Genomic DNA, 21596 nt, shown 5'->3' on the forward strand with positions numbered 1-21596 from the left:
CCTACCTTAGGAATTATCTGCTATAATTTTTGAAAAAGAATTTAGAAGGTAATAATTATGAAACTAACATTAATAGGCAATGGAATTATGGCTCAATCTCTTGCAAGAGGACTTGTTAAAAATCATGAAGTAGAGATTATTGGTAGAGATTTAGATAAATTGAAAAATATTCAAGAAAAAATGCCTCAAATAAAAATAAAGGTATTGGATGATCAAGAAGATATTACTGGTAAAAATGTTATTTTTTGTGTAAAACCTTATGCACTACAAAGTGTTTCAGCAAGACTTACAGGAAATGCAAATGTTTTATTATCAATATTAGCAGGAACTAAACTTGAAACTTTAAGAAAACAAATAAAATCAAAATATTACATAAGAACTATGCCAAATATTGCAGCTTCAGTTCAAAACTCAATGACAACAATCACAGGAGATAATGAAGCAAAAACTCTAGCTATGGAAATTTTTAATAGTATAGGTCAAGCTATTTGGGTTAATACTGAAAATCAACTAGATATAGCAACAGCAGTTGCTGGTAGCGGTCCTGCTTTTTTAGCTTTAGTTGCTGAAGCTTTAGCAGATGGTGCTGTAAAAGCTGGACTTGAAAGACATTTAAGTACTCAATTAGTTCAAGGTTTATTTTCAGGAACAGCATCACTTTTAAAACATTCACATCCTGCAATTATCAAAGATTCTGTTATGAGTCCTGGTGGAACCACAGCTGCTGGATATGGAAAACTTGAAGAACATGGTGTTAGAAATGCTATGATTAAAGCAGTTGAAGAAGCTTACAATAAAGCATTAGAACTTGGAAAAAAATAGTTTTACGCTACTTGAAACTCTAATTAGCATAACTTTTTTAGTAGTTGTAATAACTGGATTTAAATATTCTACTTATTATGATGAAAAAGAAAATGTAAATTTTATGCTTTTAAATGATTTAGAAAATAGTTTTGATAATAAAAATTATGAAAACTTTTCTAAAACTTCACAAAATGTTCAAATTATAAAAAACAGAGTTGAAAGTGAAAATTTAACTCTGTTTAAATATCAGTTTGAAAATGAAAATATAAAGCTTTTCAAATATGAAAAATAGTTTTTCACTTTTAGAAATAATTTTAACTCTAATAATTTCATCAATTGTAATAATTTATTCAACTCTTTATACAAAAGAATTAATTCTAGAAAACAAACAAACCCAACAATTAGAAATTGATAAAATCGATTTCTTAGCAACAAAAATATTTATTGAAAAAAATAAAAATAGTATAGAAAAACTAAGCTATTCAAACAATAATCTATATTTTGAGAACTCTTTACTTTTAAAAGATGTAAGAGAATTTAATTTAAATAAAACCTCTACAAATATCACTATTTATATAAATCTAAAAAATAAAATTATTCAAACTTGGAAGATTCCATTATGAAAAAATCATACACACTACTAATAACCATAGTTTTAATCTCTTTTTTTTCATATTTTAGTCTTTCTATTTTAGAAACAAAAGCTTTAAGAAGTGAAAATTTAACAAATCAGTATTTATATATCCAAGCAAAAAATCATATGAGTTTTTTTAAAGAATTCATAAAAGATTATGATTTAAAAGGAATAAACCATCTTCAAATAGAAGATGGTTTTTTTGATATTTATGCAAATATCACTTTTGAAGATTCAAAATATCTTGTAAATTTATACGTTAAAGCTAAAGATTACGATATTTCAATTTATGAAAAAATAATCAAATAATAACTTCTAAAACTTTTTTAGCTAAATTTAAAGCTTTAGTTCTATGAGAAAAATCTTTTTTAGCTTCATAACCTAACTCTCCCAAAGTTTTATCAAAACCATTTGGAATAAACATAGGGTCATATCCAAATCCACCCTCACCTAATTCTTTATTTATAACATTTCCATGCATCCAACCATGAACTGTATAAACTTCATTTTGATAAACAATCGCTATACAAGCTGTGTAAAAAGCTGATGTTTTTTCAATATTTAATTTATTTAAATTCTCTATTAATTTTTTATTATTCTCTTTATCACTTGCATTAATTCCTGCATATCTAGCGCTATAAATTCCAGGTTCATTATTTAATACTGGAACACTAATCCCTGAATCATCTGATATTACAATGACATTTTTGTAATTTTCATAATCTTTACTTATTAATAAATCATAAATAGTTTTAGCTTTTTTTATAGCATTTCCTTTAAAGCTATCTTGGTCTTCATCTATGTCAATAGTCCCTAAAATCTGGCTAAATGCCACCACCTCATCATTTGGCATAAGTTTTTCAAACTCTAATATTTTTCCTTTATTTGCTGAAGCTAATACAATTTTCACTACTATCCTTTTCAACCTATTATTAACTATATTTAACTATAATCCCCACAGATTATAATATGTTTAGGATTATATATGATTAAATCAGTTTTACCTCTTAGTTTGATTATCGCGCTAAGATTTTTTGGTCTATTTTTAGTTTTACCAGTAATATCAGTATATGCTATGAATTTAGAAGGAGCAACTCCAACTTTAGTTGGAATTGTAATAGGTGGGTACGCCCTAACACAAATGATTTTTCAAGTTCCATTTGGAATAATTAGTGATAAACTAGGAAGAAAAGGCACTATTATTATGGGATTAGTGCTTTTTGCTATTGGTTCTTTAATCTGTGCAATTTCAACAGATATTTATTCTTTATTACTTGGAAGACTTCTTCAAGGTGCTGGTGCTATTGGTGCTGTTGTAACAGCAACAATTAGTGACCTTGTAAAAGAAGAACAAAGAGCAAAAGCTATGGCAACAATGGGAATGTTTATAGGAGTTGCTTTTGCAGCATCTATGATTGCAGGACCTACACTAGGTTCTAATTTAGGTGTTGAAGCTCTATTTTATATAACTATGATTATAGCTTTAGGTTCTATTTTTGTTTTAATAAAATTAGTTCCAAATCCTCCACAAATAACTCATACTTACAACAATAAAGTTGAATTAGCTCCTATTCTTGGGAATATAAATTTGATAAAAATGAATCTTACAAACTTTTTACAAAAAGGTTTGATGACTTTTGCATTTATGATTATTCCAATGATTTTAATAAAAACTTATGGTTGGGAAATGTCTGATTTATGGAAAGTTTATCTTCCTGCTATGATTTTTGGATTTTTATCTATGGCACCTGCTGCTATTATTGCAGAAAAAAAAGGAAAATTTAGAGAAATTTTAATCATCGGTATTGTTTTTTTTGCTATCTCATATCTAATAATTGGATTTAGTACAACAGCAACTATATTTGTAATTGGAGTTGTAATATTTTTTATTGGATTTAATATGCATGAACCAATTATGCAATCTCTTGCCTCAAAATTTGCAAAAGTTCACCAAAGAGGTTTAGTTTTAGGAATTTTTAATTCAGCTGGTTATTTAGGAACTTTTCTTGGCGGATTACTTGGTGGTATGTTTTATGAAGATGTTTCTTTATCAACATTAGTAATTATAATTGCTGTAATTTGTCTAATTTGGGGTGTTTTAATTATAACTATGGCAAATCCATCTAAAAAGAAATTTTTATATCTATCTTTAAATGAATTCCATTTAGAAAATAGTGGGAAATTAAATAATGATGCAATTGATGAGTGGTATATTAATAACACAGAAAATATTATTGCAATAAAATATGATAATGAAAAAATAGATGAAGAGGCGATTAAAAATCTTTTAAGATAATCTCTTTTATTTTAATCTAAGATTAGATAACATAATAATAAAAAAAGGAGATAAGATGAAAAAAATGTTTTTTATATCATTTTTTCTTATCCCTTTATTCTCTTTATTTTTAACTGCATCAAAGAATTTCTATATTTCTCCTACACAAATTGCTCAAATAGAGAAAAAATATGGAAAACAAGCAAAACAAAGAGTTGAACAATGGGACTCTTTAATTCAATCTTCAAAAAATGAATCCACATTGAATAAACTAAAAAATGTAAATGATTTTTTTAATAAAATTCCATATAAAACAGATTTAGCTCATTGGAAGAAAAAAGATTATTGGGCTACGCCTATAGAATTTATGGGAACAGGTGCTGGAGATTGTGAAGATTATGCTATTGCAAAATATTTTTCATTAATAAATTTAGGAATCCCAGAAGATAAACTGAGAATTACCTACGTTACATATAGAAAATTAAATAGTAAATATGAAGAGGCTCATATGGTTTTAACTTATTATCATAAAGTTGGTGCTGAACCTATTGTTTTGGATAATATAAACAAAAGTTTACAACCTGCTTCAAAAAGACCTGATTTAAAGCCTGTTTATAGTTTTAATGCTTCAGGCTTATGGCAAGCAAAAACAAAAGGTGAATCAAGAGTAGGAAACAATAACCTTAAATCTTGGAAAGATTTAATGAGTAGATTTTAAAAAAGGAACTAAAATGTCTTTGTCTAAACAACTATATATAATCATAGCAATAATATTTTTTATGATTTTTACAGGTAATTTTTTAATTAGTGTTAAAAATACTAAAGAGTATTTGGAAGTTGAATCAATAACAAAAGCTCAAGATACAGCAACTTCATTGGGGATGAGTCTAAAAAATCTTTTAAAAGATAAAACAAATCCTGAAATAGAATCAGTTATAAATGCCATTTCAAATAGTGGATTTTATAAAGAAATAAGATTAGAAGATGTTTTATTTACTATAAAAGAGAGTGAAATAATCAAAGCTTCAAAAGATTTAGATGACTCTATTTGGAAAATCACAAATCTAAGAGTTGATGAAAAAATAGGAAGAATAGAGATAAATACTTTAAGTGATGATTTCGAAAAAGAGTTACTTGCATTAATGAATCCAACAGTAGATTCTAATTTAGAAAAAGAAGAAGTTCAAATACAGAAACTTCCTAGTGAAAATATCTATCATTTTATTCCAAATATAGATTCTCATGGTGATACAAAAGTTACTTTTAATTTTAGTGCAGTTAATAAAGATAAAACTATTGAAACATCTGCAACGCTTACTTTAAATAAAATTTTAGTTCAAGTATCAAGAGATATAAAATTTGATTCTGTTCCACAATGGTTTATTGATTTAATTCCAATTAATTTAGAAGAACAATCAAGTGAAATAAATGATGGATGGAAGACAAGTGCTATTATATTTGTAAGTGCAAATCCTGGAGAAGCTTATGACAAACTTTATACTCAAGTAAAAAGTGCAATTATTTATGCAATTATTGCTTTTATTATTTCAATGATTATTTTATTTGTATTCGTTCAATATATTTTAAAACCACTTAAAAAACTTGAAAAACTTGCAAATGATATAGCAATTGGAAAATTTGGGAAAATAGAAAAACTTCCTTGGACAACTGAAATAAAAGCTGTTGCAATAGCCTTTAACGATATGTCAAGTAAAATTGAAGCAATTATAAATAGATTAAATAATACTTTAGAAAATCTAACAAAAAAACTCTCTTTAGATGAAGTTACAGGATTAAATCTAAAACAAACTTTTGAAACTGATATGAAACAGATGTTTATTCATAAATCAACTGGGTATATCTTTGTTATCAAAATTTTTGATTTAGCATCTTTTGCAAAATCTCATACAAATAATGAAGTAAATCAATTTATTAAAAAATTTGCAAATATCTTAGAAACTACAAAATTAAATGATAACTCTAAAATAACTGCTTATAGATTTTTTGGTTCTGAGTTTGCTTTAATTGCACAAAATTTTACTTATGAAAATGCCGTTGAATTTACAAGATTATTACAAAAAAACTTTGAAAATTTATCACTTGAATTTAATAAAAAAGATTTACTTCATATTGGAGCAACTCCATTTAATCCAATAGGAACAACTCCTGAAATTTTACAAAGTGCAAATCAAGCTTATGAGAAAGCAACTTTAATAGGACAAAATGAGTTTTTTATAACTGATACAAATGAGCTTGTAAAAGATATGCAAAGTTGGAGAGAATTTATTTTTGATATTATTGATAATGCTAAATTTGATGTGAAATATATAGGTGAATGCAAAAAATTAGATGAATCAAATCAAAAAATTGTTATGGAAGAAGCATTTACAAGTATTAAAGATAAAGATGATAGAAATATTGCTATTGGAACATTTGTTTCTATTGCTGAAAAATATGAAAAAATTGTTGATTTTGATAAAAAAGTTATTGAAAAAGTAATAAATCATATTTTAATAAATAATATAAAACATGATATTTCTATAAATTTATCTTTGGAGTCTATAAATAATACCGCATTTATTGCATGGTTGGAGAAAAAACTGCTTGAACATAAAAGTATTGCTTCTCAACTTGTGTTTAGTGCTACTGCTTATGCTGTTGCAAAAGATGTTGATAAATTTAAATTCTTTGTTGATGAAATGCATAAGTATGGAGCTAAAGTTATCATAAAAAGATTTGAAACTAAATTTATACCACTTAATAATATAAAAGACTTCAATTTAGATTATATAAGACTTGCAAGAGACTATACTAGTGAAATAAACAATGACCCTTCAAAACAAAGTTTTGTTGAATCTATTTGTGAATTAGCAACTCTTTTAAATATTAAAGTATTTGCAGAAAATGTTCAAAAAGATGAAGATTTTGAATTTATAAAAAAACACAACTTATACGCAGCAAGTAGATAAGAGTTCAGAAGATTTCTTCTGAACTCTATATCCTATCCCTTTTATTTATGTAATGATTGAGCAATTATTGATAAAAACTCATCTTTAGTTCCCTTATTTGACTTAAATAGTCCTCTAAGTGCTGAAGTTACAGTAGTTGAACAAATTTTTTCAACTCCTCTCATTTCCATACACATATGTCTTGCGTCAATCATAACTGCGACACCTTTTGGTTTTAAATGTTCATTTAAAGCATCACAAATTTGCTCAGTTAATTGTTCTTGGATTTGCAATCTTCTTGCAAAAACATCAACCACTCTTGGAATTTTTGAAAGTCCAATAACTTTTCCATTTGGAATATAAGCAACATGAGCTTTTCCAATAATTGGTAACATATGATGTTCACAAAAAGAGTAAAATTCTATATCTTTTACAACTACCATTTCATCATTTGTTGAAGTAAATAAAGCTTTTTGAATAATCTCTTTTGGATCTTGTTTATATCCACTACACATAAATTCATAAGCTTTTCTTACTCTTTTTGGAGTATCGATTAAACCCTCACGATTTACATCTTCTCCAATATGCTCTAACATTGTTTTTATGGCATTTTCAAATTCTATTTCACTATGCATTAAATTTTTTTCCTTTTAAAATTATTATTAATATTTATTAAAATACTAAATCCAACCCTTCTTTTTAAAAATTAAAAGTGGAGTAACTGAAGCTAAAATCATAAATATAATTGAGAATAAATAACCATATTCCCAATGTAATTCAGGCATAAAATCAAAGTTCATACCATACATACTAGCAATCAATGTTGGTGGAAGAAATATTACATTTACAATTGTAAATATTTTAATTACTTTATTTTGTTCGATACTTAAAACACCAATAAAAATATTTTGTAAGTAGTCTAATCTTTCAAAATTAAAATTTGTATGATCTATTAATGATTTAATATCTTTTAACATAATTGGTAATTCTTGTTTATCATCAACAAACTTTTGAGATTTCAATAAAGAGTTTAGAATTCTTTGTTTATCTGTAAGATTTTCTCTAATTTTCATATTTAAATCTTCAAAAGTAGAGATTTTTTCAAGAATCTCTTCATCATCATTTGAATAATCTGTAAATACATGTTTTCTAATTTTTGTAATCTCTTTTGATAAATTTTCAATTGTATCAGCATCAGCATCAATTCTAATATCAATAATTTGACAAAAAATAGAATAACCTGTTCTAAACTCTCGTGGTGAAATTAAAAGTTTTTTAGTAAAGGTATCAAAACTTTGTAATTTTTTATATCTTACAGAAATCAAAAGTGTTCCTTGTAAAATAAAAGATACGGTTTCATTTGATGCTTGATTATTTTCATTTACCAAGAAATAACTATTTATTTCTATTCTATTATTTTCTTCCCAATATCTAGAACTAAGCTCAATTTCCTCACTCTCTTGTTTTGTAGGAAATTTCATATCAAACATATTTTCGACAGCTTTTATTTCATCAATAGTTGGTAAAAGCATATCTATCCAAATTACACTGTTTTTATCTTCATTAGTATCAAGAAACTCTATTCCTTCAACTATTGTAAGTTTATTACCTTTTTTTACATAACAATTAATCAAGGTTACTCCTTTTTAAATGTTTATCATATTTCCCATATTCCAAATTGGCATAAATATAGCCAAAACTATCCAAAGAATTAAACCCATAATAATTAATAAAAATATAGGTTGAATTAGTGATGTTAGTAAATTTATTTTATCATTAAATCTATTTTTGTAAATCTTTTTTATTTCATCTATTGTAATACCCAAAGAGTTAGAAACTTCTCCTGTATTTATAAGATTTAAAACTATATCATCAAATATTTTTGTTTTTAAAAAAGAGTCATTGATACTTTTTCCATTTTGTAATAAGTTATCAATTATAGATATTTTATCCAATAGATATTTGTTTTTTAATAAAATTTTGGAAGAAATAAAAGCTTTATGAAATTCATAGTTTGATTTGAGCATTATATCAATGAGTAAAAAAAGTTTATAAAGTTCCATATTTAAATATATATCTTTTATTAATACAAAATTATTAACCAAAAATTTATCTACAAAATATTCAAATCGGCTATTTTTTATGTATAAATTAGAGAAAAAAAGAATTAATAAAATAATTAAACTCAATAAATATAAAAAATAGTTTTCAAAAAAACTTTGTGAAGCTAATAAAAATTTTGTTGCCATTGGAAGTTCATTTTGTGTTTGAGAAAAAATTACTTTAAATTTCGGAACAACAAAACTAAAGATGGTAAAAAGGGAAATTATAAAAGTTATCATTAAAACAATTGGATAAGAAATTGCTTTATAAAAACTCTTTTTTATTTCTTCACTTTGTTTTAATAATTCACTTAACGCTCTCATATTTAAAGCTAAATTTCCACTATCTTGAGATATTTTTAAAAAAGAGATTACTAAACTATTTATTTTGAATTTATCTAAATTTTCATCTATATTTTTCCCTTTTGATAAAGAATATTTTATAGTCTTCAAAAAATCTATTATATTTTTATCTTTTTTATTTTTAATCAAAATATCTAAAGCATCAGAGATATTTATATTTGCTTGAAGCATTAGATTAAACTCATAAAAAAGAAGATTTAACTCTTTATTATTAATCCTTTTTTTTCTTCTAAAATCAAATTTATAATTTGTTTTATATTCGATTATTTCAATAATATTTTTAGGTAATCTTTCACTGGATAAATTTGTAGTTTCAATAATTGTTTCTTCAATTTTATCAATATTTTGATACCTAATTTTATATTTTTTCATCAATAAGAAACTACTTTATAAACCTCTTCTAAAGAGGTGAGATTATCTTTTACTTTATCTTTTCCATCATCTAAAAGTGTTTTAAAATTCAAAGTTTTTAAATATTCATTAAACTCATTTATTGATGCTTTTTTAAAAATCAATGATGAGATTTTTTCATCAACCTTTAAAATTTCTCCGATACAAGACCTATCATAAAATCTTGTAAAATTACATTTTTTGCAACCAATAGCACCACAAAATTGACAAAAATTCAATACCAACCTTTGTGCCATAACAAGTTTTAAAGTTGTTGAAATTAAAAAAGGATCTGCTTGTAAATCTATAAGTCTTGAAATTGTTTCAACTGAAGAATTAGCATGAATACTTGCAATTACAAGATGACCTGTTAAAGAGGCTTGTAAAGCTATGTCTAAAGAGAATTTATCTCTTATTTCCCCAATAAAAATAATATCTGGATCTTGTCTTAAAATATTTTTTAAAACAACTTCAAAACTAAGACCAATTTTTGTGTTTATTGGTACTTGACAAATAGAATCAATCTTATATTCAATTGGATCTTCAACTGTAATAATTTTTTGTTCTTCACTATTTAATTCTTTTAATATTGAATATAAAGTTGTAGTCTTTCCACTTCCTGTTGGTCCTGAAATCAAAATCAATCCTTGAGTTAATTTCAAAGTTTGAATTAGAGTTGTTAATAAATCTTTTGATAAACCCAAAGTTTGAAGATTTTTATTTATGTTTTTATTATCTAAAATTCTTAAAACAATTGATTCAGCTTCAATTGTTGGCATACAAGAAATTCTAAAATCATATTTTTTATTATCATATATTAAACTAAATCTACCATCTTGAGGAAGTCTTATTTGAGTCATATCCAAATTAGAGATTAATTTTATATGTGAAGAAATAAATTTAAAAAATTCTGCTTTAAATGTAAAAAAAGTTTTTAATCTTCCATCAACTCTAAATTTAAATAAAACTGTCTCTTTATATTTTTCAATATGTATATCACTAGTTCTTGATTCTATAGCAAAAAAAATCAACTCTTCTAAAAATTTATCAATATATTTATCAAAACTGTTTTGTAAAATTGATTTTGTAGCATGATTAAATAAAGAGATTTTTTTTTCTAAATTATTTAAAATAAAAAGTAATTCTAACTCCTCTATTTCTTCAAAAGAAATCAATTTGTTAAAATCATTTTTTATACTCTTTAAATTTGAATTTTTACAAACTAATACCTTTAGATGAATATTATCTTCATAAAAAGGAACTATTTTATTTTCTATAAAATAATTTTTATCATATCTTTCAAACATCGAATAATCAATTATTTTCTTTAAAATATTCTTCATTTAATAACTCCAATTTTATTTCATTTGATTCATTACTTAAAACAACAAAATTTCTATCTATTTTTATTAATTTATAATCTTCAATCTTCTCATTTTTCTTAATCCAAGTCTCATTTATAAAAGCAAAATCGTCAACTATTGCATTTATCCTAAATTCTTTATTTTGACTATTTTGTGTAGCAATAACTTTTTCATATTTTTTTTCATATTCAATTTCTTTTAGATTTTTAATATAGTATTTATTCAAATTTATTTTTAATTCAAATATGTAATTTTTTGTTTCTTCATTTTTATTCATATTAAAAAAATCTATTTTTGTAAAATTATTTAAATTTTCTATATCTTTAATAAAATTTAAAATAGATTGTTTCTTGCCTTGTGCTTTTAATAAAATAATATTTTTATCTTTTTCATTTTTAAGAATTAAAATTTCATATTTTTTTGCTAGTTTTTCTAAAGATGAAAAAAGTTCTAAAAAAGAACTTTCAAATTTTTTATTATAAAACTCTTCATAATTTAACTTTGATGAAATTTCAACATCTTCATTTTTACCTTTTTCAAGAAAAAACAAATAAAGAAATACACAAATCAAAAGTGGCAGAATATAAAGTTCTATTTTTGTTTTTTTATTACTTTTTAAAAAGTTATTATTAAAATAATTTAACATTAATCACTACTTCGTATAAACTCTTATTTTCTAAAAAATTTATTGATGAAGATAAAAAAATAGCTTTATTCTCTTCTAAAAAAGAATAAATGTTCTCTTTAATATCACTATTTAAAACTATTTTTAATCTATTTTGATTAAATTCTAAAGAGATTAAATCTAAATTATTTGAATCTATTTTTTCTAATAATAAAGATATTTTTTCTTCAAAACTAATAAATTGATGCTCTTTTTTAAAAATCTCTATTTGTAAATTATTATCAATATCATTGTTTTTTTCTTCAATATTAAAATTAAAAAAGAAATATAAAACCATTACTTTTATCAATATAAATATATATAATATATAGAAACAAAAGCTATACTTCTTTCTTAAATTAATTAGCTTCAACTCTTTTTTCTTGGGATTATTTAGATATTTATCTTTTAATCGAACCATTTCATTTTCACTAATAAACTTGTATTTATTTATCTTATTACCAAATTTATTATTGATATATTCAAATAATTCATCATTTGATATTTCTAAAATAATTTTTTGTAAATAGTAAAATTCTCCATTTTTATACAAACAAAAAAAATTATTGCAGATGTATAAATCTATACTATTTTCAATTTCAATTTCTTTATAATATTCTTCAAAAAGTTGAAAGTCAAAGTATTTTTCTTCTTCATTAAAAATCAATAATTGATATATTTTTAATTCATCTATATAACTTAAAAATATTTTATCTGTATCTTTATATATAAAATTTTGGATTTTGAAAAAACTTAAAAGAAAATTTCTGATATTACTATCAGAAATTTTTTGAGTTACCTCTATTTCAAATAGAGTTAATTTTTCTAAAGAAGAGAAGTTATTCATTTCAAGCTCATTTATATAATAAATTTAATTATTAAAGTATATAAAAACGAAGCTTAATTTAAATAATAATTTATATTATTAAGAATTTATATCATATCCTAATGCTTTTAAACCCTCTTTATTTTTTGTCCAACCTTTTTTTATTGAAACAAAAAGCTCAAGGAAACATTTTTTTCCTGTTAATTTTTCTATTTTTGTTCTTGCATCTTTTCCTATTCTTTTAATAGCCGTTGCACCTTTTCCTATTATCATTCCTTTTTGAGTATCTTTTTGCACAATAATAGTTGCTTTTATAACATCAACGTTTGGTTTTTCTTCGACTTTATTTATAAGTACATCTGCTTCATAAGGTATTTCATCACTAATATTTTCAAAAATTGATTCTCTAATAAACTCTTTAAAAATATCTCTTAAATGTTCTGTTGTGATAATTTCTGGATCAAATAAATATGGATGTACAGGAAGATGTTTCACAACATTATTTAAAATATCAGCTGGTTTTGTTTGTTTTTTTATAGAAACTGGAATCACACACTCATATTTATCACTATATTTTTCATACTCTTTTATTTTTTCAATAATCTGAGCATTTGTTACAAAATCTATCTTTGTAAGAAGCAAAATATGTTTTACATTTTTTTTATTTTTTAATAAAAAATCCTCATAATAAGAAATTTTATCAGTTACAGGAGCTAAGTATAAAATTAAATCACAATCTCCCATAGCTTTTAATGCTTCTTCCAACATATATTGATTTAATAGTTTTTCTGTCTCATGAATTCCTGGAGTATCAACAAATATAACCTGATCACTATTGTGCATAACTATTATATTTGATCTTTTTCTTGTAGCATTTGCTTTATGTGAAACCATTGCAATTTTTTCACCAACAAGCCAATTTAAAAGTGAACTTTTTCCAGCGTTTGGACGACCAACAACTGAAACATATCCGCATTTTGTCATTATTTACCTTTGTTTATTAATAGTTTGAATTTTACCATATTTTTACTCCAAAGGGCTTTAATTTTATGCCTTATCTTCTCCTAAAATTCAAACTTTGTAATAAATCATTTTTAGTGATTATTTCATTGTCATTTAAATCAGCAATTGTTCTTGCAACTTTTAAAACTTTATTAATACTTCTAAAGGATAATTGATAATTAAATCTTGCTTTTTCTAAAATATTAAGACTCTCTTCATCTAAAATACAATATTTTTTTATCTCTTCATCACTTAATTTACCATTTAACTCTTTTTGTCCTCTTTGTTTTTGTTTGATAAAAGCTTTTATTATATTTTCATGTAATTCTTTTGAACTAACTTTATTTTTATTATCTTTAAAACTATCATTCATAACTAAATATAAATCTACTCTATCTAAAAAAGGTTCACTTAATCGATTTTTATACCTTTGAATTTCAATTTCATTACATCTACACTCTTTAACACTTGACAATAAATTACCACATGGACATGGATTCATCGCTGCAACAAAAATAAATTTTGTTTCATATAAAATTTTGTTATTAACTCTTGATATTAAAATTTTATTATCTTCAAGAGGTTCTCTTAATGCTTCTAATATGGATTTAGAAAAATGTGGTAATTCATCAAAAAATAAAATTCCTCCATTACTCAAAGCAATTTCTCCCATTTTTGCATTGGAACTTCCTCCACCAAAAATTGAAGATTTTGTACTTGAATGATGAGGAGAACGAAATGCCCTAATTGGAGAGAAATCAACCTCTTTAAAATCTAAAGCTAGAAGTTTTGCTTTTTCTAAAATTTCTTCAAGATTCATAGGAGGCATAATATATTGTAATCTTTTAGAAATCATAGATTTTCCACAACCAGGACTACCTTCCATAATAAGATTATGGTTACCAGCAGCACATATCATTGCAGCATATTTAGCCATATCTTGACCTATTACATCTTTAAAATCTTCTAAATAATTTGTATCATAAAAATATTGTTCATCATTAATAATCAGAGTTTTATACTCTAACTTTTTTTTCTCATATAAATAGTTTTCTTTTTTATCTGTTTTAATAAACTCTATTGCTTCAGATAAATTATTCACACAATAAATTTTAAGATTAGGAATATTTGCCAATTTTTGAGCTGTTTGACTACTAACTAAAACCTTATTTATTGAGTCTTTTTTACTCAAAGATAAAATAATTGGAAAAATAGAGTTTGTATCTTTTATATTTCCATCAAGAGCCAATTCACCAAAAACAAATATATCACTAAAATTAACTTTTTTATCATCATAAAAAGCAATTTGTAATGCAATTGCTAAATCAAAATGTGTTCCTTTTTTGGCAATTTCAGAAGGAGATAAATTTACGGTTATTTTTAGTGGAGGAAATTTAAAACCATTTGTTAAAAGTGCTGATTTAACTCTGTCTTTTGATTCACTTATACTTGTACTTATCATTCCAACTATTGTAAAAGTAGGAAGTCCTTTAGTAAATGTTGATTCCACATCAATAGCTATTGCTTCTATTGAATCTAAAGAAGCTGATTTGATTATTTTCATATGTTGCTCTAATATAATAATTTTATTTATTATATTTGTTTTTCTTTAATCCTAACTTTTGTTTTAACTTTACTTGCTATAATTGTCAAAAAATCTAGGAATTATTAAATGTCAACACTTATGAACTGTCCTGAATGTAACCATGAAATACTATCAAGAATGGGTACCATTTGTCCAAATTGTGGTTTTACTGTTGGTTATTTTAATGGAGATAAAAGAAGAAAAATATATGGTAAATTTTTTGCATTAACTGTTTTTGCTCCATTTATATCATTTATAACAATAATATTTGCATCAGTAAACAAATACACTATGATGATTGCAATTGCTCTGTTTTTTTACTTTGCAATAAAATCTTGTCCATTATTGTTTAAAGATCTTTTTGTAACGAAATTTGAAAAAATCTTTTTTTGGTTTGTTTGGATTTTAGTAAATAGTATGCTTTTTACAATGATTTTTAATATATTAAGAAAAGGCTTTGAAGCTTAAAAAAGATAAGAGGTAAATTTTACTTCTTATCTTTTAGTTTTTTTTTCCACTCTTTTTCAAACTTTTTTCGTTTGATTATAGATAAATTTTCAATAAAAAGATGTCCTGAAAGATGTTCCATTTCATGTTGCCAAGCAACAGCTAAAAAATCTTCACACTCCATAGTTTTTTTATTTCCATCTCTATCAAAATATTCAACTATAATATGTTTCGCTCTTGTTACATCTTCAGAAAATCCAGGAACACTAAGACAACCTTCTGTAAAAACTTGAGTTCCATCTTTATGTGTAATAACCGGATTAATAGCTTCAATTAAATCATTTTTATCTTGAATATCTTCTTCATTTGGAAGATTTATAATCAAAACATTTAATGGAATAGCAACTTGAATTGCTGCAAGTCCTACTCCATTTTGAGCCATCATAGTATCATACATATCATCTAAAAGAGTATGAAGTTCACTATCGAACTTCTCTACATCTTGCGATTTTAATCGAAGTAATTTGTTTGGATAAGTTATAACTTCTCTAACCATAATAAATTCTTATTTGTGTTTTGTTATAACTTCGTCAATTAAACCATAAGCACAAGCTTCATCAGCACTCATAAAATTATCTCTATCTGTATCTTTTTCAACTTTTGAGATATCTTGTCCTGTTTGCTCTGAGATAATAGCATTTAAACTATCTTTCATTCTTTGAATCTCTTTTGCTTGAATTTGAATATCAGTAGCTTGACCTCTTGCTCCACCTAATGGTTGGTGAATCATTATTCTAGAATTTGGTAAAGAGTATCTCTTACCTTTTGTTCCAGAACTTAATAAAAATGCTCCCATAGATGCAGCTTGTCCTATACAAATAGTACAAACATCAGGTTTGATATAATTCATAGTATCATAAATAGACATACCACTTGTAATCACACCACCTGGAGAGTTGATATATAAATAGATATCTTTATCTGGATCTTCTGCTTCTAAGAAAAGTAATTGAGCAACAACTGTTGAAGCTACTGCATCATTTATTTCACCACTTAACATAATAATTCTATCTTTAAGAAGTCTTGAATAAATATCGTAACTTCTTTCTCCTCTACCTGTTTTCTCAACTACGTATGGTATATAACTCATAATAACCTACTACTTTCCTAATTTTTCATCTAATAATTTAGCTATAACTTTTTCTTCTATCATAGACATTTTAATAGCTGGTAAATATCCAGCTTCTTGATATTGTTTTAACACTTCTTGAGGATTTTGTCCCATTTGCATTGCTTCGTAATATAATACTTGCATTACTTCTTGATCACTTACTTGAACATTTTCAGCTTTTGCTAAAGCATCAACAATAAACGTTGCTTTTACTGAATTTGTTGCATCTTCTTTTAATTCATTTCTAATCTCTTCAACTTTTGAAGCATTCTCTTTTAATTCATTGATTTCTGCTTCACTCATTGTTCTAATTTTATTATTTAATGCATAGTTAACTTCTTGCTCAACAACAGAACTTGGTAATGCAAACTGAACTTTTTCTACTAAAGCTTCTAAATATGCAGGTTTTAACTCTTCTCTGTAGTATTTAGATTTAATTTCAGCAGACATTTGCTCTTTTACTCTATCTTTTAATGTATCAATAGTTACATTTTCTTGACCTGGTAACATTCTTTGTGCAAATTCATCATTTAATTCAGGTGCAGCTTTTTCTTGAATTTCATGTAAAGTTACTTTAAAAGTTGCCTCTTTTCCTGCTAAATTTTTAGCTTGATAAGATTCAGGGAAAGTTACAATAATATCTTTTTGCTCTTCATATTTCATTCCAATAACTTGCTCTTCAAATCCTGGAATAAACGAAGCTGAACCAATTTCTAATGGATATTTTTCAGCTTTTCCACCTTCAAATGCAACACCATCAACAAATCCTTCAAAATCAATAACAGCAAAATCACCATCTTTTACAGCTCTTTTTCTTGCTATTTTTGCAAGTGGAGCTGAAGATTTAGCAATCTCTTCTAATCTTGCTTCTACATCTTTAATATCAGCTTCTTTATTTTCAACAGCTGGAATTAAAGATTTATAATCACCTAAATCAACATTTGGTTTACAAGCAACTGATAATTCAACTTCTATTGAACCATCTTCTTTTTTATCAAATTTACTTACTGTTGGCTCACCAATTAAATCTTCATTTTTAATTTCTAATTGTTTTAAACCATCTTTTAAAATTTTTCTGATTGCATCAGCTTCTGCATCTTCTGCTAATTTATCTGCAAATCTTTGTTTAACAACAGCTACTGGAACTTTACCTTTTCTAAAACCTTGAATATTCATAGTTTTAGAAGCTTGTTTTGCAACTTTATCTAAGTTTGCTTCTAAAATTTCTTTTGTTACCGTTGCAGATATAACTGCGTTTGCTTCATCAACTCTATTTGCGTTAAATTCCATTAAATTTACTCCGATTGTTATAATTTTAGCGATGATTTTATCTAAAAATTACTAAGGCTTTACTAAAATAGCTTTTTTAAAGGAGTTTTGTTGAGTTTTATATACTATAAAGTGCTTTTTTTAATGTTAATTCCTAGTTTTTTATTGATATATTTATTAATTACAAAACAGAGTAAAATTGAAAACTATTTTTCAAAAAGCGCATTAAAAAAATTAAGTATTTCAAATCAATATCTTTCCAATAAAACAAGAAATCTATTACTTTTTTTATCCTTAATATTTATGATTATAGCTCTTGCAAGACCTGTCAGTAATGAAAAGATAAAAGAAATTGAATCAAATTTAATACCAATTATAATTGCTATAGATATTTCTAAATCTATGAAAGCAAATGATTTATATCCAAATAGAGTTGATTTTGCTAAAAGAAAACTTTTAAATATTTTAGAAATTAGTAGCAATAACAATATTGGAATAATTTTATTTGCAAAAACTTCATTTTTACTTTCACCTTTAACACAAGATTTTAACTCCTTAAAAATTTTGTTAAACAATCTTGATACAGCTATAAACTTTGATAATGGAACAAATATTTATTCTGTTATCGAAACAAGCCAAAAATTACTTAAGGATTATTCAAATAAAAATCTAATTTTATTAACAGACGGAGGAGATAATCAAAATTTTGATAAAGAGATAAAATTTGCAAAACAAAATAATATAAAAATCTATACAATAGCTCTTGCAACAAAAGAAGGCTCTGTAATACAAGAAAAAAATGGAAATTATCTAACTGATAAAAAAGGAAATATTGTAAATTTAAAATTAAATGAAAAAATAAAAGATTTAAGTTTAAAAACAGATGGTGGATATATAGAATACTCTTTAAATAATAGTGATATTAATCAAATAATTAATGATATAAATAATAAATTTACAAAAGAAAAATTTGAAAAAAAAGAGTATAAAACATATACAGAACTTTTTTATTATCCTTTATTTATTGCAATTGTTTTATTATTGTTTGCTTTTTCCTCTCTACCAAATTTAAAAAATCTGAAACTCTCAATTTTTATAATATTTATATCTTTTAATTTTTTAAAAACAGACCTCTTAGCTTTTTCAATTTTTGATTTTAAAACTATAAAAGAAGCTAATAATGCCTATAAAGAAGGTGACTTTGTAAAAGCTTCAAAAGAGTTTGATAAACTAGATGAAAATGAATTTAAAGATTATAATCTAGCAAATAGTTTATATAAAAATAACAATTTTGAAGAGGCTATAAAACTGTATGAAAATATAAAAACAACTTCTTCTGATTTAGAATTCAAAAGACTTCATAATTTAGGAAATTCTTATGTACAAATCAATGATTTAAATAATGCTTTAAAAAAGTATGAAGAAGCTTTAAAATTAAAAAATGATTCCAAAACAAGAGATAATCTAGAACTTGTAAAATCTATCTTAGAGAAAAAAGAAGATAATCAAAATAATGAACCTCAAAATAATCAAGAAGAGAAAAAGAAAGATAATAAACCATCAAAAAATAACAATATAAACAAAGAAGAATCAAAAATCAAACAAAATGAAATGATTGAAGATATACAAGAAGAAAAATGGCTAAAAGAGATTGAAAATCAAAAAACAAATTCTTTACTAAAAAAAATGGAATCTTCAAATGAAGATTCCATAATAAATCCTTGGTAAGATAAAAGATTAATAATCTTTTGTTTTTCTCATTTGTAAAAGTTCTCTTTGAACAGAAATATTTATTTCTTCATTTTCGTCAAAATCTAAAGAGTAATTTCTTCCATCATAATCAACTGAATTTAAGATAATTTTCATAGCTTCAAGACGTGCAAGATGTTTGTTGTCACTTCTTACTATATGCCAAGGAGCACTTCTTGAAGTTGTACGTCTAAGCATTTCATATTTTTTTTCAGAGAACTCATCCCACAAATCTTGAGCTTGCATATCAACTTCTGAGAATTTCCATTGTCTTAGAGGATCTTGTATTCTTCTATCAAATCTTCTTTTTTGTTCCTCTTTAGAAACGGAAAAATATAATTTAATTAAAATCATTCCTTGTCTTACTAAATCTTGCTCAAAATTTACAATATCTTCCATAAAAATTTCATGCTCTTCAGGCGTACAAAATCCAAAAATTGGCTCAACCATAGCTCTATTGTACCAACTTCTATCAAATAAAACTATCTCTCCACCTGTTGGAAAATGTTCTATATATCTTTGTAAAAACCACTGATTTCTTTGAGTTTCAGTTGGTTTTCCTAATGCAACAACTCTATAGTGTTTATTGTTCATATATCTAGTAATTCTTCTAATTGCTCCACCTTTTCCAGAAGCATCTCTTCCTTCAAAAAGAATAATCATTCTTTTATTCTCTTTTTCAAGCCAATTTTGAAGTTTTATAAGTTCTATTTGATATTTTTTTAAAGCTTCTAAATCATAAATTTTTTGAATTCCTTCATTCAAAACTTGTGGATTTAAATTTTTATAATCACCTAATATAGACTTTAAAAAGTCATTTTCTTCTTTTAACTTAATTAAAGTTTCATTATCTTTTGTTGACAATTTATCTTCCTGCTTAGTTATTTTTTCTTCTACTTTTGGTATTACTGAATCTTTAAAAGATTGCATTAACTCAATAGCAGTTTTTATACTTAGATTATCTCTTTTCGTATAACCTAAAACCTTTACATATCTTTTCCTATCATACTGAAATCTAGCAATGTATTTTTGTCCAAATTTAGGATGAGAATCTTTTGATATATATAAACCACTATGGCTTGTTTTTTCAAAATCATTTAAATTCATTACTATAACCTCGTAAACTTATTATCATGTTCCATCTTTTCTATTTCTTGTGTACCACTGATTATAATATCTTCATCATAACTAAAAATATCTTCTTTAGTTTTATTTGCATAATCAATATTTAGCAATATATGACTGATACAATTTAATCTAGCTTTTTTCTTATTATCACTTTTTATTATTGTCCAAGGAGCAATATCTGTATTTGAAGCCATTAACATTGAAAATTTAGCAATTGTATATTTTTCCCATAAATTTTGTGATTCTTTATCAACAGGAGATAATTTATACTGTTTTAGAGGATCCACTTCTCTTTTTTTAAACCTTTTAGCTTGTTCTTTTTTTGAAACGGAAAAGTAAAATTTAAATAAAATTATTCCTGATTTAACTAACATTTTTTCAAATTCAGGAACTTCTCTTAAAAATTCATGATGCTCTTCTGTTGTACAAAATCCCATTACAGGCTCAACTCCTGCTCTATTGTACCAACTTCTATCAAAAAAGACCATTTCTCCAGCACTTGGAAGGTGCTGTGTATATCTTTGAAAATACCATTGAGTTTTTTCTAAATCGCTTGGTTTTTCTAAAGCTACAACTCTTGCACCTCTTGGGTTTAAATGTTCAGTTATTCTTTTGATTGTTCCACCTTTTCCAGCGGCATCTCTTCCTTCAAATAACATAAGTACTTTTAAACCTTTCTCTTTTACATAATTTTGTAATTTCAAAAGTTCTATTTGTAGCTTTATCAATCTTTTTTCATATTCTAAAGTATCTTTTTTTACCCAAATCTGTACTTTTTTTATTCCATCTTCTTCTTTTTCTTCTAAATCTTCTCTTTTTCTCTCTTTGTTCTTATAATCATGCTTTACAGATTCTTTTGTATCAATTGCTTCCAT

23 protein-coding genes are annotated in these 21596 nt (G+C 24.8%); 9 read left to right on the forward strand and 14 right to left on the reverse strand.

Going from position 1 to position 21596, the window contains the following annotated elements; translation table 11 throughout:
• Positions 1 to 57: 57 nt before the first annotated feature.
• The 4 genes from AAQM_RS09210 to AAQM_RS09225 are packed head-to-tail and all read left to right on the forward strand — an operon-like array spanning position 58 to position 1747.
• Entirely contained in the window at positions 58 to 822 is a 765-nt protein-coding gene (locus AAQM_RS09210) for a pyrroline-5-carboxylate reductase (RefSeq protein ID WP_129095809.1), read from the forward strand.
• Positions 809 to 1096: a hypothetical protein gene (locus AAQM_RS09215; protein WP_129095810.1), complete on the forward strand. Its 288-nt coding sequence runs from the start codon at positions 809 to 811 to the stop codon at positions 1094 to 1096. Before AAQM_RS09210 ends, AAQM_RS09215 begins: the two co-directional genes overlap by 14 nt.
• A complete protein-coding gene (locus AAQM_RS09220) occupies positions 1086 to 1427 on the forward strand; it encodes a hypothetical protein (RefSeq protein ID WP_129095811.1) in 342 nt (113 codons plus the stop codon). The genes AAQM_RS09215 and AAQM_RS09220 overlap by 11 nt, the downstream gene beginning before the upstream one ends.
• Positions 1424 to 1747, forward strand: a complete 324-nt coding sequence (locus tag AAQM_RS09225; protein WP_129095812.1) for a hypothetical protein — start codon at positions 1424 to 1426, stop codon at positions 1745 to 1747. Before AAQM_RS09220 ends, AAQM_RS09225 begins: the two co-directional genes overlap by 4 nt.
• On the opposite strand, the gene AAQM_RS09230 is transcribed toward AAQM_RS09225, so the two are convergent.
• Positions 1740 to 2348: a non-canonical purine NTP pyrophosphatase gene (locus AAQM_RS09230; RefSeq protein ID WP_129095813.1), complete on the reverse strand. Its 609-nt coding sequence runs from the start codon at positions 2346 to 2348 to the stop codon at positions 1740 to 1742. The two genes, AAQM_RS09225 and AAQM_RS09230, sit on opposite strands and share 8 nt — an antisense overlap.
• A gap of 75 nt (positions 2349 to 2423) precedes the next feature.
• Between AAQM_RS09230 and AAQM_RS09235 the strand changes: the two genes are divergently transcribed.
• Genes AAQM_RS09235 through AAQM_RS09245 form a run of 3 tightly spaced genes read left to right on the forward strand, consistent with a single transcriptional unit; the run spans position 2424 to position 6682 of the window.
• Entirely contained in the window at positions 2424 to 3734 is a 1311-nt protein-coding gene (locus tag AAQM_RS09235; protein WP_129095814.1) for an MFS transporter, read from the forward strand.
• Positions 3735 to 3789: 55 nt separating this feature from the next.
• Positions 3790 to 4431 carry a transglutaminase-like cysteine peptidase gene (locus AAQM_RS09240; protein WP_129095815.1) on the forward strand — a complete coding sequence of 214 codons (642 nt, stop codon included), beginning with the start codon at positions 3790 to 3792 and terminating at the stop codon, positions 4429 to 4431.
• A 13-nt stretch (positions 4432 to 4444) separates the two neighbouring features.
• The gene (locus AAQM_RS09245) at positions 4445 to 6682 is read left to right on the forward strand and encodes a bifunctional diguanylate cyclase/phosphodiesterase (RefSeq protein WP_129095816.1); all 2238 of its coding nucleotides are present in this window, start codon (positions 4445 to 4447) and stop codon (positions 6680 to 6682) included.
• A 41-nt stretch (positions 6683 to 6723) separates the two neighbouring features.
• Here the strand turns inward: AAQM_RS09245 and folE are convergent, their stop codons facing one another.
• From folE to AAQM_RS09285, 8 genes are all read right to left on the reverse strand, one after another.
• Positions 6724 to 7296 carry a GTP cyclohydrolase I FolE gene (folE, locus tag AAQM_RS09250; protein ID WP_129095817.1) on the reverse strand — a complete coding sequence of 191 codons (573 nt, stop codon included), beginning with the start codon at positions 7294 to 7296 and terminating at the stop codon, positions 6724 to 6726.
• 45 nt (positions 7297 to 7341) lie between these two features.
• Entirely contained in the window at positions 7342 to 8295 is a 954-nt protein-coding gene (gene corA / locus AAQM_RS09255; RefSeq protein ID WP_129095818.1) for a magnesium/cobalt transporter CorA, read from the reverse strand.
• A gap of 12 nt (positions 8296 to 8307) precedes the next feature.
• On the reverse strand, positions 8308 to 9498 hold the full coding sequence (locus tag AAQM_RS09260) for a type II secretion system F family protein (protein WP_129095819.1): 1191 nt from the start codon (positions 9496 to 9498) through the stop codon (positions 8308 to 8310).
• Entirely contained in the window at positions 9498 to 10859 is a 1362-nt protein-coding gene (locus AAQM_RS09265) for a GspE/PulE family protein (RefSeq protein WP_129095820.1), read from the reverse strand. The genes AAQM_RS09260 and AAQM_RS09265 overlap by 1 nt, the downstream gene beginning before the upstream one ends.
• Positions 10831 to 11526 (reverse strand): hypothetical protein, encoded by a 696-nt coding sequence (locus tag AAQM_RS09270; protein WP_171920703.1) that lies wholly within the window; start codon positions 11524 to 11526, stop codon positions 10831 to 10833. Before AAQM_RS09270 ends, AAQM_RS09265 begins: the two co-directional genes overlap by 29 nt.
• Positions 11510 to 12391, reverse strand: a complete 882-nt coding sequence (locus tag AAQM_RS09275; protein WP_171920704.1) for a hypothetical protein — start codon at positions 12389 to 12391, stop codon at positions 11510 to 11512. Before AAQM_RS09275 ends, AAQM_RS09270 begins: the two co-directional genes overlap by 17 nt.
• Positions 12392 to 12469: 78 nt before the next feature.
• The gene (gene era / locus AAQM_RS09280) at positions 12470 to 13354 is read right to left on the reverse strand and encodes a GTPase Era (protein WP_129096110.1); all 885 of its coding nucleotides are present in this window, start codon (positions 13352 to 13354) and stop codon (positions 12470 to 12472) included.
• Positions 13355 to 13424: 70 nt separating this feature from the next.
• Positions 13425 to 14936 carry a YifB family Mg chelatase-like AAA ATPase gene (locus AAQM_RS09285; protein ID WP_129096111.1) on the reverse strand — a complete coding sequence of 504 codons (1512 nt, stop codon included), beginning with the start codon at positions 14934 to 14936 and terminating at the stop codon, positions 13425 to 13427.
• Positions 14937 to 15044: 108 nt separating this feature from the next.
• Here AAQM_RS09285 and AAQM_RS09290 point away from each other — a divergent pair, with 108 nt between their 5' ends.
• Positions 15045 to 15425 carry a hypothetical protein gene (locus AAQM_RS09290; RefSeq protein ID WP_129013978.1) on the forward strand — a complete coding sequence of 127 codons (381 nt, stop codon included), beginning with the start codon at positions 15045 to 15047 and terminating at the stop codon, positions 15423 to 15425.
• Between the two features lie 19 nt (positions 15426 to 15444).
• On the opposite strand, the gene def is transcribed toward AAQM_RS09290, so the two are convergent.
• The 3 genes from def to tig are packed head-to-tail and all read right to left on the reverse strand — an operon-like array spanning position 15445 to position 17865.
• The gene (gene def, locus AAQM_RS09295) at positions 15445 to 15960 is read right to left on the reverse strand and encodes a peptide deformylase (protein ID WP_129096112.1); all 516 of its coding nucleotides are present in this window, start codon (positions 15958 to 15960) and stop codon (positions 15445 to 15447) included.
• Between the two features lie 9 nt (positions 15961 to 15969).
• The gene (gene clpP, locus AAQM_RS09300) at positions 15970 to 16554 is read right to left on the reverse strand and encodes an ATP-dependent Clp endopeptidase proteolytic subunit ClpP (protein ID WP_128987042.1); all 585 of its coding nucleotides are present in this window, start codon (positions 16552 to 16554) and stop codon (positions 15970 to 15972) included.
• A gap of 9 nt (positions 16555 to 16563) precedes the next feature.
• Positions 16564 to 17865 (reverse strand): trigger factor, encoded by a 1302-nt coding sequence (gene tig, locus AAQM_RS09305; RefSeq protein WP_129096113.1) that lies wholly within the window; start codon positions 17863 to 17865, stop codon positions 16564 to 16566.
• 90 nt (positions 17866 to 17955) lie between these two features.
• Between tig and AAQM_RS09310 the strand changes: the two genes are divergently transcribed.
• Positions 17956 to 19572 (forward strand): VWA domain-containing protein, encoded by a 1617-nt coding sequence (locus tag AAQM_RS09310; RefSeq protein WP_129096114.1) that lies wholly within the window; start codon positions 17956 to 17958, stop codon positions 19570 to 19572.
• A gap of 9 nt (positions 19573 to 19581) precedes the next feature.
• Here AAQM_RS09310 and ppk2 (AAQM_RS09315) read toward each other — a convergent pair whose 3' ends face one another.
• Together ppk2 (AAQM_RS09315) and ppk2 (AAQM_RS09320) are read right to left on the reverse strand one after the other, a co-directional pair.
• Positions 19582 to 20700 carry a polyphosphate kinase 2 gene (gene ppk2 / locus AAQM_RS09315; RefSeq protein WP_129096115.1) on the reverse strand — a complete coding sequence of 373 codons (1119 nt, stop codon included), beginning with the start codon at positions 20698 to 20700 and terminating at the stop codon, positions 19582 to 19584.
• A 2-nt stretch (positions 20701 to 20702) separates the two neighbouring features.
• Positions 20703 to 21596: a polyphosphate kinase 2 gene (gene ppk2 / locus AAQM_RS09320; protein ID WP_164967078.1), complete on the reverse strand. Its 894-nt coding sequence runs from the start codon at positions 21594 to 21596 to the stop codon at positions 20703 to 20705.

The sequence above is a fragment of the Arcobacter aquimarinus genome (assembly GCF_013177635.1).
Taxonomy (GTDB): Bacteria; Campylobacterota; Campylobacteria; order Campylobacterales; family Arcobacteraceae; genus Aliarcobacter; species Aliarcobacter aquimarinus.